Origin of the sequence: Bacteroides sp. D55t1_190419_B8, from assembly GCF_015558905.1 — a bacterium.
Lineage (GTDB): Bacteria > Bacteroidota > Bacteroidia > Bacteroidales > Bacteroidaceae > Bacteroides > Bacteroides vicugnae.
Window position 1 is genome coordinate 122655 of record NZ_JADMOU010000005.1, and the last position, 16329, is coordinate 138983.

Annotated in this window: 16 protein-coding genes and 1 pseudogene; 6 read left to right on the forward strand and 11 right to left on the reverse strand. The window is 39.8% G+C overall.

The window, feature by feature from the left end; translation table 11 throughout:
* Window positions 1-4: 4 nt before the first annotated feature.
* A complete protein-coding gene (locus tag I2I13_RS06500) occupies window positions 5-226 on the forward strand; it encodes a hypothetical protein (RefSeq protein WP_004306615.1) in 222 nt (73 codons plus the stop codon).
* Between the two features lie 88 nt (window positions 227-314).
* On the opposite strand, the gene I2I13_RS06505 is transcribed toward I2I13_RS06500, so the two are convergent.
* The 8 genes from I2I13_RS06505 to rpsF all read right to left on the reverse strand — a co-directional run bounded on the left by I2I13_RS06505 (window position 315) and on the right by rpsF (window position 7948).
* Window positions 315-1223 (reverse strand): sugar phosphate isomerase/epimerase, encoded by a 909-nt coding sequence (locus I2I13_RS06505; RefSeq protein WP_195649134.1) that lies wholly within the window; start codon window positions 1221-1223, stop codon window positions 315-317.
* Window positions 1224-1371: 148 nt separating this feature from the next.
* Complete coding sequence (locus I2I13_RS06510) at window positions 1372-2235, reverse strand: DUF1080 domain-containing protein (RefSeq protein WP_074559143.1); 864 nt, start codon at window positions 2233-2235, stop codon at window positions 1372-1374.
* A gap of 37 nt (window positions 2236-2272) precedes the next feature.
* Window positions 2273-3760 carry a Gfo/Idh/MocA family oxidoreductase gene (locus I2I13_RS06515; RefSeq protein ID WP_074559144.1) on the reverse strand — a complete coding sequence of 496 codons (1488 nt, stop codon included), beginning with the start codon at window positions 3758-3760 and terminating at the stop codon, window positions 2273-2275.
* A 12-nt stretch (window positions 3761-3772) separates the two neighbouring features.
* Window positions 3773-4885: a Gfo/Idh/MocA family protein gene (locus I2I13_RS06520; RefSeq protein WP_074559145.1), complete on the reverse strand. Its 1113-nt coding sequence runs from the start codon at window positions 4883-4885 to the stop codon at window positions 3773-3775.
* Between the two features lie 238 nt (window positions 4886-5123).
* Complete coding sequence (locus I2I13_RS06525; RefSeq protein ID WP_148365222.1) at window positions 5124-6788, reverse strand: DUF6377 domain-containing protein; 1665 nt, start codon at window positions 6786-6788, stop codon at window positions 5124-5126.
* A gap of 82 nt (window positions 6789-6870) precedes the next feature.
* A complete protein-coding gene (rplI, locus tag I2I13_RS06530; protein ID WP_004299330.1) occupies window positions 6871-7314 on the reverse strand; it encodes a 50S ribosomal protein L9 in 444 nt (147 codons plus the stop codon).
* Window positions 7315-7328: 14 nt separating this feature from the next.
* A complete protein-coding gene (rpsR, locus tag I2I13_RS06535; RefSeq protein WP_002562536.1) occupies window positions 7329-7601 on the reverse strand; it encodes a 30S ribosomal protein S18 in 273 nt (90 codons plus the stop codon).
* A gap of 2 nt (window positions 7602-7603) precedes the next feature.
* Window positions 7604-7948 carry a 30S ribosomal protein S6 gene (gene rpsF, locus I2I13_RS06540; protein ID WP_004306610.1) on the reverse strand — a complete coding sequence of 115 codons (345 nt, stop codon included), beginning with the start codon at window positions 7946-7948 and terminating at the stop codon, window positions 7604-7606.
* A gap of 160 nt (window positions 7949-8108) precedes the next feature.
* Here rpsF and I2I13_RS06545 point away from each other — a divergent pair, with 160 nt between their 5' ends.
* The gene (locus tag I2I13_RS06545; protein ID WP_004299328.1) at window positions 8109-8555 is read left to right on the forward strand and encodes a MarR family winged helix-turn-helix transcriptional regulator; all 447 of its coding nucleotides are present in this window, start codon (window positions 8109-8111) and stop codon (window positions 8553-8555) included.
* A gap of 140 nt (window positions 8556-8695) precedes the next feature.
* Complete coding sequence (locus I2I13_RS06550; protein WP_167511779.1) at window positions 8696-8872, forward strand: hypothetical protein; 177 nt, start codon at window positions 8696-8698, stop codon at window positions 8870-8872.
* Window positions 8873-8950: 78 nt separating this feature from the next.
* Here the strand turns inward: I2I13_RS06550 and I2I13_RS06555 are convergent, their stop codons facing one another.
* The 3 genes from I2I13_RS06555 to I2I13_RS06565 form a co-directional block, all read right to left on the reverse strand.
* Window positions 8951-9652 (reverse strand): response regulator transcription factor, encoded by a 702-nt coding sequence (locus I2I13_RS06555; protein ID WP_004299326.1) that lies wholly within the window; start codon window positions 9650-9652, stop codon window positions 8951-8953.
* A 1-nt stretch (window position 9653) separates the two neighbouring features.
* Complete coding sequence (locus tag I2I13_RS06560) at window positions 9654-11210, reverse strand: sensor histidine kinase KdpD (protein WP_074559146.1); 1557 nt, start codon at window positions 11208-11210, stop codon at window positions 9654-9656.
* Between the two features lie 345 nt (window positions 11211-11555).
* On the reverse strand, window positions 11556-13712 hold the full coding sequence (locus tag I2I13_RS06565) for a translation factor GTPase family protein (protein ID WP_074559147.1): 2157 nt from the start codon (window positions 13710-13712) through the stop codon (window positions 11556-11558).
* Between the two features lie 385 nt (window positions 13713-14097).
* Between I2I13_RS06565 and hemW the strand changes: the two genes are divergently transcribed.
* The 3 genes and pseudogenes from hemW (at window position 14098) to I2I13_RS24700 (ending at window position 16323) form a co-directional block, all read left to right on the forward strand.
* A complete protein-coding gene (hemW, locus tag I2I13_RS06570; RefSeq protein WP_195359016.1) occupies window positions 14098-15228 on the forward strand; it encodes a radical SAM family heme chaperone HemW in 1131 nt (376 codons plus the stop codon).
* Between the two features lie 19 nt (window positions 15229-15247).
* A complete protein-coding gene (locus tag I2I13_RS06575; protein WP_074559149.1) occupies window positions 15248-15802 on the forward strand; it encodes an RNA polymerase sigma-70 factor in 555 nt (184 codons plus the stop codon).
* 87 nt (window positions 15803-15889) lie between these two features.
* Window positions 15890-16323, forward strand: a pseudogene (locus tag I2I13_RS24700) (hypothetical protein).
* Window positions 16324-16329: the final 6 nt, after the last annotated feature.

The window sequence follows — 16329 nt, forward strand, 5'->3', positions numbered from 1 at the left end:
GAAAATGAAAAAATTAGTTTTGATGGCCGTAGCTATCGTAGCAGTATCATTCGCATCATGTGGTAACAAAGCAGCTGACGCAGCAAAAGCAACTGCAGATTCTATCCGTATCGCTGACTCAATCGCAGCAGTAGAAGCAGCAGCTCTTGAAGCTGAACAAGCAGCAGCCGCAGCAGCAGATTCTTTGAATGCTGATAGCACTGCAACTGAAACTGTAGCTGAATAATTCAGAAACAGCTTAGAGAGAATTGAAAGTCTGCCATGCGAAAGCATGCACAGACTTTTTTTATGCCTTTATTTTAGCTATTCACACGTTATTTAGCGTATGAACTCTTCACAAAAGGAGCATTCAACAAATAATCCAAGCTTACTTCCACACTCTCTTCTACCGGCATACTATAGCCCTCGATTTCAGCAACGAGATAGTTAACACCTGCAGTTTTTGCATTCTTAAAGATAGCGTCAAAACCTACCATTCCACTTTGTCCGATCTCTCTATGATCCTTCACATGGAATATCTTGAAACGACCGGGATATTTATTAAAATAATCAACAGGACTGTTTTGTCCGCGAACTACCCAATAAAGGTCCATCTGGAAGAAGACATATTCAGGATTCGTATGTTCCAGCATATAATCATACATCACTTTATCTTCTACTTTCTGAAATTCATGAGCGTGATTATGATACCCAAACGACAGACCCTGTTGTTTACAACGTTTGCCTATCTCATTATAATATGCACAATACGTTTCTAAATCTTTGAGCGTCTTAGGTACATCCATCCACGGAGCTACAATATATTTCATACCGGCAGCTTTATGATCGGCAATACACTGATCCCACCATTCAAGTGATTTCGAATAGTCACCGGAGGCGAGTTCTTCTTTCGACAGTCCACGCGTGCAGTGTGAAGACAAGACTTTTAATCCTGCCGATTCGACATCTTTCTTAAATTGTTGAGGAGTCCGGTCATAAAATTTACCGTTATTATAATTGGCAGCTTCAACACCGGTATATCCCATGTTTGCCAATTTCTTCAGAAGAGCAGTATAAGTGGGGTCACACTTACCATCTTTATTGTCTACCTTATTCAATATATCTCTGACAGAATAGAGTTGAATAGCTACTTCTTTTTTAGCTTTCTTCTTAGTTTGAGCGGTCATTGCCTGTGGAATCATGAAAAGAGCAGCCAACGCACATAAATAAATTTTTGTTTTCATATAATAGATATCAGGGAATTACAATTATTAGATTTATATAGAAAAAAATAGGCACGGATTACACGGAATTACGCGGTTGTTATATAATAACGATAGTTAAAAAACCGTGTTATCCGTGTAATCCGTGCCTTATTTCTTATTTATGCGATTAGTCCAAAACCTTCACGCGGATGTTGCGGAACCAAACATCATCACCGTGATCTTGCAAACCGATGAAACCTTCGTGATTTTCTCCACCACAGTTATTCAGCAATTCAAATGCCAAAGGCCATTTATCTTCGCTGAACTTACTTGCCTGCAACATATCAGTCCATTGTTTTGTCCACAAATGATATTCAAGTACGTTTTCATCGTTTTGTCCGTGAACCACTGTACCTTTATAAACCATAATCTTAGCCTTGTTCCATTCGCCAAATGGTTTAGAGTTTTGAGGAACTGCCGGAATCATGTCATACAAAGAAGCTGACTGACGATTGTTATCTTTACCCAATTTAGCATCCGGATGATTGGCATTATCCAGGATCTGATATTCAGGTGCGGAAATATAAATAGGTTCAAGCACATCATTACCATCTTTGTCTTTAGAAGTAACTTCCTGAGCTAAATACAAAATACCCGAATTGCTACCTTTAGCAACCTTCCATTCCAATTCCAACTCAAAGTTTTTAAATTTATGAGCAAAGATCAAATCACCACCATCACCGTCTTGAGCTTCACCGCCGCCAGAACCGTTGAATTTGATGCAGCCATCTTCGATTGTCCATTTAGTAGGAACACGGTCTTTTCCATAACCACGCCATCCGTTAAATGTTTCACCATCAAAGATTGTGATATAACCATTTTCGTCAACAGGCAGATTCAAACTATCAGTTTCCGGTGCTTTCAATGATTTAGAGTAAGACAACGCAACTTTTTGCTCTTCCGGAGCATTTGCTTTCTTCTGACCACCGCAAGAAGCGAAAACGCCTGCAGCAAGACAACAACAAGCTAATGGATAAAATACTTTTTTCATGATATCAACTATTTAATTTTTAATTTTTAATTTACTTTTATCTCGGCATATCAGGAAGTCTCCAACCGTCACGATAAGTATGTTTCACTAATTCAGCAGCAAACTGTTTCGCATTAATCGGATCAGTCCATGTCTTATCAAATGTCGGATGACCATCATGAATCTTGAATCCGTCTTTGATAACGGTACGGATCGTTTCGTTATCACCGATATTCGTAAAGCACATGTTAGCTCCATCCCATTCAAGAGTCTTATTCAGCGCTTGCAAACGAATAGCCAATACACCCATTGCTACCATTTCATTCATGGGTCCGGCTTCTGAGAAATCAGACTTAGTCATGATACGGTTAGATTTATTTTCTTTACATGCACGTACCCAGTCCATCTCGTGCCCACCGTTCATAGCATTGGGAACACGACGACAAACTTTTGGCGCATTTGGTTTACGACCAGAAAGCAACCAAGGATTCTGTCCATAACATCCGCAAATCAAAGTATCTTTCGTTCCGTGGAAAATAGTCAAACCACCACCACTCTGCATCAGTTGTTTTCCTTCCGGGAATCCTTTCGGACGTTCAGGCATCATACCGCCATCGTACCAATGTACTTCCACTTCAGGCATAGCTACTTTCGGCATATTTTCACGAGCAGGGAAAATCATTTTCACATGCTGTGCCTGCGGAGCACAAGCATTCAACAATAAAGTAGATGATCCTTCCACTTTGGTAGGATATTGCAATTTCAATGCTCTAAACGGCTGATGCAAAATATGGCAAGCCATATCACCTAATGCACCTGTTCCGTAATCCCACCATCCACGCCAGTTCCAAGGATGATAAATAGCATTGTAAGGATTCATTTTAGCAGGACCTGTAAACAAATCCCAATTCAATGTACTAGGAATACGGTCTACACCTTCAGGAACATTCAATCCTTGCGGCCAAATAGGACGGTCTGTTGCACATTCCACCTTAGTTATATCACCGATTTCACCATTCCAAATCCATTCGCATACCAAATCCGTACCTTCGTCTGATGAACCCTGATTACCCATCTGAGTAACAACACCTGTTGAAGCAGCTAAATTTGTCAATAAACGAGATTCATAAACAGAGTGGGTCAACGGCTTCTGACAGTACACGTGTTTTCCCATTGTCATTGCATCAGCAGTGATGATAGCATGAGTATGGTCGGCAGTTGCAATAATCACACCATCGATAGATTTACCCATTTCTTCATACATCTTACGATAGTCCCAGTATTTTTTAGCCTTGGGGAATTCGTCGAACACACCTTTTGCATACTTCCAATCCACATCACAAAGAGCCACAATATTTTCAGTGCCCTTCACGTGATTAATATTGGCATGTCCCATACCACCAATACCCACGGCTGCAAGATTCAGTTTGTCAGTAGGCGAAATATGCCCGTGGCTCATACCTAAAATAGTACTGGGAGCAATAGTAATGCCTGCTAAAGCAGCAGCCCCCGTTTTGAGAAACTTTCTCCTCGAAATGTTTGACATGATTTTATTTATTTAAGGGTTAATAATCTTTGGAAGGTTGCCATGCAACAATCCATATCCATTTTTCATGTTTCTTCTTCGCTCGCGTATTTGCTCCAGAGTGCGCAAATTACCAATAGCGGGCAAATCGTGTTTGCGTGTGTCTTTCAAGAATGTCCACGCATATTCGGATGCAATGGCCGAATCGCGCATAGACGGCAAGCGGGAATTGCGCTTTCCGGTTTCTACCGAATCAGCAAACAGGTCACACAACACGTCTATATTCTTGCCACCGAAAGGTTTCTCCACACGAATGGTCTGATTGACACCGTGCAGATCAACAACAGCGGTATTGAAATCATGCGTCATACGCACAACTCCTTTGGTACCTATAATATCCACATACGAATTATGTGTCTGGTCTTTAGATAATTGTCCATAAACAAAGCCCTGAGTAATATCGAAGACTACGCCATTTTGGAAAGTTCCGTGACATTGTACCCACCAAGGATCTTTATAATTCCACATATTCACTCCCTGCGCATTCCATGTTCTATAATCACAGCCTGCATACCAACGGGTAATATCGACGTAGTGCATTCCACAATCATGGAAAGCAGGTCCCTCGTACTCATGACCTTCGCCCGGTGCCAAACCGGGAGTCATGTGGCAAATACGGATAATAGCCAGTTCTCCGATTTCTCCCTGCTCGATATACTCTTTCATCAGATTATGATACCAGGAATTCCGCAGATACAAGTTTACCGCAGAAATGAGGTTGGTGTTTTCTGTCATCTCCACGACCTTCCACTCATTTTCCATGGTATCTGAAATAGGTTTTTCTGAAATAATGTGTTTGCCGTAGCGAATAGCTTTTTCTATTTGTTCCATCCGTGAGTCGGCCAAAGTGAAAAGACCGACTACCTGTACACTTTCATCCTCAAAAATTTTTTGATTATCTTCTACTATAAGAGATTCAGGAGATAACTTCTTAGCCAATTGACGTGATTCCGGATCGGTATCGCAAATATAAGCAATATTCCATCGCCCACTTTTTGTCATCGCTTCCCAATAGAATCTTCCCATTCTACCAAAACCGATAATTCCAACTTTAATTCTCGTGTCTACTGAAGATTGCGTGTTCATAATAAAACATAGTGAATTTAAGTACAAATAATAGATAAAGTATCAATTTTCACCATCAAGCTGATGATTAAAAAACTGATATTGCAAATCTAGCCAAATAAATAACGGCTTATTTGACTTACATTACTTTATGTAGATAGTAAATTAACGTTTTACACTATTAATCAATTACTTAACACTTTAAGTATATCAAAAAAATGTAGATGATTTGGAAAGGAGGTCAGCAGTAAAATAACAATTATGTCTCTTGTGTTGAACTAATTTTCATAATTTCGTTCTCAAATTCATCTCTGTCGACAGCAGCTTTATTTCTCATCTTCGTACGATAATTATAAACCGTACTTGTAGAGCACCGAAGGAAGTTCGCTATCTTCCCACTATCCGTAATACCCAAACGTAATAAAGCATAAATACGAAGTTCCCTATTCAATAAAGCATCCGGCTTCAAAATAATCTTCTCTTCATCTTTCAACAAAGCATTAAAATCAGAAACAAAAGTAGGATATAAACCTAAAAAGACCTTATCAAAACGGGCATACAGTGCACTAAGCTCTTCATCAATAAGCGCAGACGACTTCAGCTTCTTAATCAACTCGTCATAGTACTTATTAATAGCTATTTTATACAGCATATTCTGATATTTTTCCATTTTGTGGATATAGCTAAAGCACACATCGAAGAATTCAGCTATATAATATTCCTTTATGCCATTAATTTCACACAATTGATTATTGGTGTCATTCAGCTGGCTGTTCATACTATTCAGTTTATTGTTCAGCCGCAGAAGTTCCTCATTACTCTGCGCCAATGCCTGCTTTATTTTCAACGTTTTCTTCATCTGAATATAGATGAAAACAACGAGCAGAATCAAAAGAAAAAGGATAATACTTGTAGAAATAAGAAAAGTAGTCAGATGCGATCTCGATTTAGCCTGTTCCGCCTGATAGGCAGTATTGATAATCGAATTGAATTTATAGATTTCGATTGCACGAAAATGAATACCGGAAGAAATTACATCATCAATAGCGGACTGTGTAAATTTAAAAGCATCGGCCAGATTCTTCTCTTCGTATTGTATCAACGCAAGAGATTGAAGAGAGGCATTTTCACGCGTTGCATTCCGGGTATCGGCAATCGCCGACAACATCAGATATTTCTTTTCCTCATCATATTTCTTCTGATGATGACACAATCTGGAATACGAATGAGTAATCATGGCATAATTAGGCGTTCCCACCTCCTCGATATCCAACAATTCCTTAAAAATTTCCTTCGATTTTAAGGTATCACGCCAGATATAATAAGAAGCTTGTGACATCCGGTAATCCCAGGAAGTATGATCTATGAGAGCAAACAGTGAATCCTGATAAGCAGATTGTTGCTTTCCATACAGATTGTTGGCAACAGAAATGGAGTAATGCCCCCAGAAACTGGAGTAAGTCTGATAATAGTCTATTAATAAATCTTTTGGAAGTTCTGACGTCTTTATACTTTTCAAAATAATCTCAGCTTCGCGGAATCTGCCACACATCGAATACAAAAGACTAAGATTTAAAGACGACTGGTTGGTGAAATAAGGTTTATTCAACTGGTGGGAAATCTCGATATTACGATCGACATAATGAATAGCAGAATCAATATGAAATTTTTTATACTCGCTATATAACCGTAAATTGATTCTATACTCCCCTTCAAGAGTCAAACCGGGACTTTTCAACATACATTTTATCCGGTTTATCCTCTCCTCTTTCTTTTGAACATAGACATGTTTCTCATCTATCACTCTACGCAAAGAATCCGTCAATAGTTTCAACTCATCATTCGCATAAAGGACACTGCCAATTCCCAAAGCAATCAGCAGAAGCAAAAACCTCTTCTTCAGAAAACAACAGTTGAATTTCATAATAGTAATAGCAAAGATAACAAAAAAAAGCGATTCATCCATTCAGAACAAATCGCTTTTTGTATATGAAGTAAATTTGCTCTTATTCAGCAACTACTTCGAAAGGAATTTCTACCGAAACTTCCTTGTGAAGTTTAACAATAGCCTTATAGCTACCAACTTCTTTCACAGCGTCTTTTACAACGATGATCTTTCTGTCAACTTCATGACCCAGCTTAGACAATGCCTCAGCAATCTGGATGTTACCAACAGAACCGAAGATAGTACCGGTTGAGCTAACTTTAGTTGCAATAGTCAAAGAAACGCCTTCCAACTTAGCAGCCATAGCCTCAGCATCTTTCTTGATTTTCTCAAGTTTGTGAGCGCGCTGTTTCAGTTCTTCAGCCAACATTTTCTTTGCAGAAGGAGAAGCGATGACAGCTTTTCCAGTCGGGATCAGATAATTACGACCGTATCCGGATTTCACGTTTACGATATCGTTCTTATAACCCAAGTTTACTACGTCTTCTTTCAATATAATTTCCATACTTTTCCTCCTTCTTATTTCATCATGTCAGTTACATAAGGCAGCAATGCCAAGTGACGAGCTCTCTTCACAGCCTGCGCGATACGACGTTGGAACTTCAAAGAAGTACCTGTAATACGACGCGGAAGGATTTTTCCTTGTTCATTCAAGAATTTCTTCAAGAATTCAGGATCTTTGTAGTCGATATACCTAATACCACTCTTTTTGAAACGGCAGTATTTTTTCTTCTTAACATCTACTGACGGCGGAGTCAAATATCTGATTTCTGATTGAACTTGTTGTGCCATGATTAATCCTCCTTTTTGTTTGATTTAACACTTCTTCTTTTTGCAGCGTATTCAGCAGCATACTTATCCATCTTGAAAGTCAAGAAACGGATTACGCGTTCATCACGACGGAAATTAAGTTCCAGCTTGTCAATTACAGTAGGATCTGCATTGAACTCAATCAGTTGGTAAAAACCTGTAGACTTCTTCTGAATTGGGTAAGCCAATTTCTTCAGTCCCCAGTTTTCTTCATTGATAATCTCAGCACCTTCAGCTTGAAGAACGCCTTTGAATTTTTCTACCGCTTCCTTCATCTGAACGTCAGACAAAACGGGAGTTAAAATGAAAACGGTTTCGTATTGATTCATACTTCGTTTAATTAAATAAATAAATTATTTGATTTTAAATGCGGGTGCAAAGTTAGACATTTTATTTTGAACTACAAATATTTAATCTTTTTTTGTATCCGAAGATAGGATTTATCCGGGAAGTGACTTATCTTTGCAAAGTTGTTTAAACAATAATTTCATGATAGAGCAATTTAATTTCGATATCCGGCTTATATTCGCCATACTAAATGGCAAAGTTTCCGCGGCAATCAACCGGAAACTGTACCGTAACTTCCGTCAGAACGGACTGGAAATCAGTCCGGAACAATGGACGGTACTCATTTTTCTGTGGGAAAAAGACGGTGTTACACAACAAGAGTTGTGTAATGCAACTTTTAAAGACAAACCCAGCATGACCCGTTTGATAGACAATATGGAACGGCAGCATCTCGTTGTGCGCATTTCCGATAAAAAAGACCGCCGTACCAATTTAATCCACCTGACTAAAGACGGAAAAGAACTGGAAGAAAAAGCACGCGTTATTGCCGGCCAGACTCTGAAAGAGGCTCTTCATGGCATCACTCTCGACGAATTGAGCATTGGTCAGGAGGTACTGAAAAAGGTATTCTATAATACGAAAGATTAAGCAGAAGAACAGAACTTAAAATCATAAAATCCACTAAATCGTGCATTTATAATGGAATTTTTATCCAAATAATTTCGCCCGTTAAAGAATTATGCTTTAATTTGTGACTGGAATATTATAATCTATTAAAATACACACGCATGAAAGGCTTATTAAAGAACTTAGGATTGATATTAATCTTGGCCGGAGTAGTCATCCTGTTGGCTTGTTCCTTTACAGGAAATGTAAACAACAACGCCATCCTGGGTACTTCAGTAGTACTTGTAGTACTGGGACTCATTTCTTATATTATTATTAATAAGAAAATCGCAGATTAATTTCGCAGAAATCAATAAAAAATCCCGGAAACGAATGTTTCCGGGATTTTTTATTTGTAGTCATCTCAAATGCGATTATTAAGATTCAACTTCCGGGGTAATCAGCTTATAGCCTTTTCCGTGGATATTGATAATCTCGATAGAATCATCTTCTTTCAGATGCTTACGCAGTTTCGTGATATACACGTCCATACTACGGGCATTGAAATAGTTATCATCGATCCAGATTGTTTTCAAAGCAAAGTCACGTTGCAAAATCTCATTTGCATGTGCACAAAGCAATCCGAGCAGTTCAGATTCTTTGGTAGTCAGTTTAGTCTGTTTGCCTTCTGACGACAGAATTTGTTTCTGTGTATCGAAAGTAAACTTACCAATCTTATAGATATTGCTTTCTTTGTTCTTCTTTCCACGAACACGTCTCAAGATTGCTTCAATTCTGAACGTCAATTCTTCCATACTAAACGGTTTAGTGATATAATCATCCGCACCGATTTTAAATCCTTCCAGGATATCTTCTTTCAGCGTTTTAGCAGTCAGGAAGATAATAGGTATTTCAGCATTTGCTGCACGGACATCCTGTGCCAGTGTGAAGCCATCTTTTTTAGGCATCATTACGTCGAACACGCACAAGTCATATTTATTCTTCAAGAAAGCCTTATAACCGGCTTCTCCATCAGGATATAACTCAGCAGAATAACCTTTTGCCTGTAGATATTCTCTTAAAAGCATGCCAAGATTTTCGTCATCCTCGCATAATAAAATACGCAGTTTCTCGTCCATATCAATTATTTTTTAATAAAGGTAATGCAATAATAAATTTAGTTCCCACGTTCAGGTCACTTTCCGCCCGGATGGTTCCCTTATGATCCAATATAATCTTCCTCACATAAGCCAATCCCAGTCCAAAGCCCTTCACATCGTGCAGATTACCCGTATGTACACGATAGAACTTTTCAAATATTTTTTTCAGGTTCTCCTTCTTGATACCAATACCGTTATCCTGTATCGAAATCATCAGCTTACCCGACTCATTCCACGTTCTCACTTTCAGCTCCAGATCCTCTTCCGGTTTCTTGTATTTCACCGCGTTATCCATCAGATTAAAGATTACATTTGTAATATGCATCTCATCTGCAAATATAACAGGATCGGTAGCCTCAAGGTTCGATGTTATCTTACCATTATATCGTTCCACTTTCAGAGCAAAGGTATTGACAACACCTGCAATCAATTCATTCGCATCGATCTCCTTCATCTTCAAAGTTGCCTTCTGACGTTCGAACATCGACATCTGGAGCACCTTTTCCACCTGGAAGCGCAAGCGCTTGGTTTCATCATTAATCACTCCCGATATATGTTGGAACATCTGCGGTGATTTTCCTACCGCGGGATCTTTCAACATCTGTGCTGCCAATGAAATGGTAGATATCGGTGTTTTAAATTCGTGCGTCATATTATTGATAAAGTCATTCTTCATTTCCGTCAGTTTCTTTTGCCGGAATACGATATAAATCGTAAAGATGAATGTCACTAACAATACCAGCGTAAATATCAGCGACGGAATCATGAAACTGATTGAGTCAAAGATATAATCTTTCTTACCCGGAAAGTGCACTTTCAATATGCTCATTTTCGCAGGCGGATCATTCTTGAACAATGCCTGCTGATAAGCGTCTTCACTTCCCTTTGCGTCATAATCCGCACAACGATAGACCTCCCTACCGTCTTTGTCAATCACCGTAAAGTGATAAGGCAAGTCTATACTATTATTATATAAGCTCGATTTCAGATAGTCATCCAGTTCTTTGAACCGTACTCTGTCTCCAATCGATTTGTCACTCCCCCGATAAATCATCTGCCAGGCCACTTCATCGAGTAACGCCCGTTGATACATATACCGGTTCTTGATGGCTTCCACTAATGAACGCGAAGTTTCCGGAATGGTCTTTGTTCCCCTGTAAGGAGAAATCATAGCCTTTGGAAGCTCGGAGGGCTTAGTGGTCATCACTTTCAGCTCAAAATCCGAATATACCTTTCCATCCTTAGACTTCACCGTGAACCGTTGCGTTTGCTGAATCAAGTTGTCTTGTTGTATGGAAGCGTTATTCGCAATCAGTGCTTTTCTTTCCGCTTCTGAAATATCTTCGATCAACCAACGTCTAGTCTCTGCATATTCCACATCCTTGGAAACCTGATCCAGGCTATTGCGTACAGCCGAATCAAACTGTTCCTTACGGGTTTTCATCATTTCCTCGATATAACTAACCTGCAAATACAGCAGACTAAGGAAGGAAAGCCCCATTACAATACCTAATATCCAAATTGTTGACTTCTTCATAGCAACAAAATTAACACTCCCTAATTAACACTCCTAATGCATTAACTTGATTTAACCGGAACTTCCCGGAAATTAACCGTAAGGAGCTATTTAGGTTGTATTCTGATTACTACAACAATAAAAGCCCTCCTTTGGTTTGCAAATTTAATAAAAAATTAAATCTTTTCCTTGCGTTTTTCCATCTTTATTAATCATAGTTAAACAAAAACTGTCCCCTTTTACTTAAAAAAGGGAACAGTTTTAACGTTTAAGTTGATAGTCTATAAGCAACAGATAGTAAATAACGAATATGATAATAAGTTTTCCATCAACTATCACATATCATCTATCAACTATCATTTATCTTTATTCTTCAATTTGTTTAGCTTCAAAATCCTTCATCAACTTATCCTGAACATCTGTCGGAACAAGCTCATAACTAGAGAACTTCATAATAAACGAAGCACGTCCGCCGGTGAGTGAGCTAAGAGCAGTAGAGTAAGAAGACATTTCTTTCAAAGGTACTTTAGCAACCAGTTTCTCAAAACCTTTTTCGCTACTCATACCCATAATCATGGCACGACGTCCCTGAAGATCTCCCATTACATCTCCCATCCTATCAGACGGAACAAACACTTCTACATCATAAATCGGTTCCAGAATTTTCGGACCGGCATTCTTGAAGGCTTCACTAAAGGCATTACGTCCGGCAAGCATAAAGGAGATTTCATTAGAATCTACCGGATGCATCTTACCATCGTAAACAATGACACGCACGTCACGAGCATACGAACCCGTCAACGGACCTTGCTCCATACGAGACATAATACCTTTCATAATAGCAGGCAGGAAGCGTGCATCGATAGAACCACCGACAATACTGTTGATAAACACCAGTTTACCACCCCATTCCAATGGTATCTCTTCCGTACCTCTCACGGTAATCTTAAATTCCTGTCCATTGAACTTATACGTATCGGGCACAGGCATACCTTCTTTATAAGGTTCTACAATCAGGTGAACTTCACCAAACTGACCGGCACCACCGGATTGTTTCTTATGACGATAGTCAGCGCGAGCGGCTTTTGTAATCGTTTCACGATACGGAATCTTCGGTTCTTCGTACTTCACCGGAAGTTTTTCGTTGTTTTCCAAACGCCATTTCAATGTACGAAGATGGAATTCTCCCTGTCCGTGTACCAAAGTCTGCTTCAACTCCTTTGACTGTTCGATCACCCAGGTAGGATCTTCTTCACGCATACGGTTCAGAATACTCATCATCTTTTCCACATCCGCTTCATTCACCGGCTTGATGGCACGAGTATATTTAGAATTCGGATATTTGATAAAGTTGAATTTATAGTCGCAATCCTTACCGTTCAGTGTATTACCGGTTTTCACATCTTTCAGTTTCACAGCAGCACCGATATCACCTGCTTGCAGCTCTTCCACCTTGACGCGGTTACCACCGGCTACCACATAAATTTGCGCAATACGTTCCTTCGAACCACGGTCGGCATTCAGCAAGTCGTCTCCTTCATGAACTTTACCGCTCATTACCTTAAAATAGGAAACTTCACCGATATGCGGCTCCACGCTGGTCTTGAAGAAATAAAGAGATTCCGGTCCGTTACTATCCGGAGCCACCTCTTTACCTTCGGTATTCTGCACCTTCGGCATTTCAGAAACAAAAGGAACAACGTTACCCAAGAATTCCATCAAGCGGCGAACGCCCATATCCTTACCTCCACAAACGCAAAATACAGGGAACATACCTCTGGCGACCAATCCCTTACGGATACCTTCGCGCATTTCATCTTCTGTAAGAGAATCTTGTTCAAAAAATTTCTCCATCAGATTTTCATCATTCTCGGCAGCAGCTTCTACCAATGCTTTGTGCATCTCCATAGCCTTATCCATTTCTTCTGCCGGAATATCTTCGATGGTCGGAGCCCCTCCTTCGGGTTTCCACGAATATTTCTTCATCAACAGCACGTCGATCAGCGCATTAAAGCCCGGACCGGTAGCTATTGGATATTGAATAGGAACAACCTTAGAGCCATAAGCCTCTTTCAACTGTTCGAGGATATTATCATAATCGCATTTTTCATTATCAAGCTGGTTGACTAGAAAAATAACAGGTTTATTCAGCTTTTCTGTATAACGGAAGTGATTTTGCGTACCGACTTCGACGCCGTATTGGCCATTAAGAAGAATGATTGCTGTGTCGGTCACATTTAGTGCAGTTACTGTACTGCCTACGAAGTCGTCCGATCCCGGACAGTCAATAATATTAAGTTTTTTATTATTCCATTCTACATGGAGAACGGTGGAGAAAACGGAGTAACCATACTCTTGTTCAACAGGGAAATAATCGCTAACAGTATTCTTTGCAGCAACAGATCCGCGACGTTTTATAACACCACTCTCGAAAAGCATCGCTTCCACGAGAGTGGTTTTCCCAGAGCCAGAACTTCCCAACAAGGCAATGTTCTTGATTTCATTAGTCTGATATACTTTCATAATATATAAGATTTTAGTAATTACTCAGTATGTTTCTCACATACCATTAATTTTGTGATGCGCAAATTAGGGATTAATTGGGGGAAAAGCAACACTTATGACGGTGTTACTAAACAATGTTATGTAACACATCTTTAACATAAACATTTTTTGCTTGCTCATAATTTAATTTCTATACGAACCACCATTCAATAGTATATATGCATATAATATTTAGACTGCACAAACGGATTGTTCAGCACCCGGGTCTCAGGCATACCGACACCCGGGTGTCAGACAACTTATCTATGCAACGCCTCATAAGAATGATTTCAGTCAATAAGATTTTTTGTTATATCTGATAATAATCTTACTTTTACAGCCACTAAACTCAAACGGCACAACTATGGCAGGTATCTATCTTCATATTCCTTTTTGTAAAACACGGTGCATCTACTGCGATTTCTACTCAACCACCCGTAGCGAGCTCAAAACCCGTTATGTACGAGCACTTTGCCAGGAGTTAGCCATGCGGAAAGACTACCTGAAAAGAGAAGATATAGAAACCGTTTATTTCGGTGGCGGAACCCCGTCTCAATTGGAAAAAGAAGATTTCGAACAGATATTTGATACGATCCGGACACATTACGGATTAAGCCATTGGCAGGAAATCACATTGGAAGCCAATCCCGACGATCTGACAAGTGAATATCTGAAAATGCTTTCTTCGCTCCCTTTCAATCGCATCAGCATGGGAATACAGACTTTTGACGATCCCACTCTCAAACTATTGAAACGTCGTCACAATGCCCGTACAGCTATCGAAGCTGTTCACAGATGTCGGGAAGCCGGTTTTCAAAATATAAGCATCGATCTCATCTACGGATTACCGGGAGAAACCAAAGAACGATGGGAGAATGATCTTCGTCAGGCTGTCAGTCTGAACGTGGAGCACATTTCCGCTTATCATCTGATTTACGAGGAAGATACACCTATATATAATATGTTAAAACAGCATCAGATATCGGAGGTGGACGAAGATTCCAGTTTAGATTTTTTCACGTTACTGATAGAGCATCTGCAGAAAGCGGGATTTGAACATTATGAAATTTCGAATTTCTGCCGTCCGGACAAGTACTCCCGCCACAACAGTTCTTACTGGAAAGGAATACCTTATCTGGGGTGCGGACCGTCGGCACATTCTTTTGACGGGATGACACGGGAATGGAATGTTTCTTCCATCGATACATATATAAAAGGTATAGAGGAAGACAGCCGTGCTTTTGAAATAGAGTATCTGGACCAGACGACCCGCTACAATGAATTTATTATCACTACCATACGTACAGTATGGGGAACACCTATAGAAAAGCTAAAACAGATGTTCGGCAATGAGATGTGGGAGTATTGCCAGAGAATGGCTGCGCCTTATCTGAAAAATGGGAAACTGGAAGAACACGACGGAGCCTTACGCTTGACTCGCGAAGGTATTTTCATCTCCGACAGTATAATGAGGGATTTACTTTGGGTAGATTAACAAAACAAACAGCAAGCCGATGACCGAATCAGAAGTTAGAAAGTTATTGCGGCAAATGAAAGAACTGGATTCGCAAACTGCTTTCCGGAACTTTTACAATATGACTTACGACCGCCTCTTCCGCATTGCCTACTACTATGTGAAACAGGAAGAATGGTCGCAGGAAATCGTTCTCGACGTATTTCTGAAACTATGGAAACAACGTAGCAATCTACTTGATGTGAGAAACATCGAAGATTATTGTTTCATTCTCGTCAAGAATGCTTCGCTCAATTATCTGGAAAAAGAATTAAAACACACTTACATTCATCCCGATTCTCTGCCGGAGCCACAGGAACAGAGCTATTCGCCGGAAGAATCACTCATCAGTGAAGAATTGTTTGCTCTTTACGTAAAAGCACTCGACCGGCTTCCGGAGCGTTGCAGGGAAGTATTCATTCGCATCCGTGAAGAAAAACAGAGTTACGCACAGGTAGCGGAGGAATTAGGTATCAGCACGAATACAGTGGACGCACAACTTCAGAAAGCAATCACACGACTCAAAGAGATGATTAGCCGGGCAGAAATAGATTAACAATTATTTAGAAAAGGAGCGTAGGGAGTTTCTGTCAACCTCCGGTCTTTATCAACAAATAAATCAATCACCTAAAAGACAGAAAAAATGAAAAAGCTAAATGACGCAATCATTAGAATCTTTGCCTTTCTATCAGTTTGTCTGTACCTGTTTTCATGCAACAATGATAACGACAATTTCCCGAAGGACTATGCAGGATTCGAACATTCGAAGGAAACAATAGAATGTGAAAGCGGTAAATCCGAATGTGAGTTGAAAATTAAAATTGTTGCAACGGAAAAAACGAAAGAAGACCGGACGGTAATACTTGCTACGCCCACTCTTTTAGCAGGACAAGCGGCAGTCGTACAGCTGACAGAAAAAAAATAATCATCAAAGCGGGTAAGAAGTCGGCTACGACTATTCTAAAAATCTATCCTAAACAGATGATATTGAAGAAGCAGAATATCACTTTATCCTGTACTCCCCAGTGGAAAGAAGGCGGAATCAGTAAGTTGACCATTCTGTTGATACGAAAATAACAGATC

Coding starts and splice junctions, on each gene's coding strand:
- I2I13_RS06500 (WP_004306615.1), top strand. CDS start 5: ATGAAAAAATTAGTTTTGATGGCCGTAGCTATCGTAGCAGTATCATTC.
- I2I13_RS06505 (WP_195649134.1), bottom strand. CDS start 1,223: ATGAAAACAAAAATTTATTTATGTGCGTTGGCTGCTCTTTTCATGATT.
- I2I13_RS06510 (WP_074559143.1), bottom strand. CDS start 2,235: ATGAAAAAAGTATTTTATCCATTAGCTTGTTGTTGTCTTGCTGCAGGC.
- I2I13_RS06515 (WP_074559144.1), bottom strand. CDS start 3,760: ATGTCAAACATTTCGAGGAGAAAGTTTCTCAAAACGGGGGCTGCTGCT.
- I2I13_RS06520 (WP_074559145.1), bottom strand. CDS start 4,885: ATGAACACGCAATCTTCAGTAGACACGAGAATTAAAGTTGGAATTATC.
- I2I13_RS06525 (WP_148365222.1), bottom strand. CDS start 6,788: ATGAAATTCAACTGTTGTTTTCTGAAGAAGAGGTTTTTGCTTCTGCTG.
- rplI (WP_004299330.1), bottom strand. CDS start 7,314: ATGGAAATTATATTGAAAGAAGACGTAGTAAACTTGGGTTATAAGAAC.
- rpsR (WP_002562536.1), bottom strand. CDS start 7,601: ATGGCACAACAAGTTCAATCAGAAATCAGATATTTGACTCCGCCGTCA.
- rpsF (WP_004306610.1), bottom strand. CDS start 7,948: ATGAATCAATACGAAACCGTTTTCATTTTAACTCCCGTTTTGTCTGAC.
- I2I13_RS06545 (WP_004299328.1), top strand. CDS start 8,109: ATGATAGAGCAATTTAATTTCGATATCCGGCTTATATTCGCCATACTA.
- I2I13_RS06550 (WP_167511779.1), top strand. CDS start 8,696: ATGAAAGGCTTATTAAAGAACTTAGGATTGATATTAATCTTGGCCGGA.
- I2I13_RS06555 (WP_004299326.1), bottom strand. CDS start 9,652: ATGGACGAGAAACTGCGTATTTTATTATGCGAGGATGACGAAAATCTT.
- I2I13_RS06560 (WP_074559146.1), bottom strand. CDS start 11,210: ATGAAGAAGTCAACAATTTGGATATTAGGTATTGTAATGGGGCTTTCC.
- I2I13_RS06565 (WP_074559147.1), bottom strand. CDS start 13,712: ATGAAAGTATATCAGACTAATGAAATCAAGAACATTGCCTTGTTGGGA.
- hemW (WP_195359016.1), top strand. CDS start 14,098: ATGGCAGGTATCTATCTTCATATTCCTTTTTGTAAAACACGGTGCATC.
- I2I13_RS06575 (WP_074559149.1), top strand. CDS start 15,248: ATGACCGAATCAGAAGTTAGAAAGTTATTGCGGCAAATGAAAGAACTG.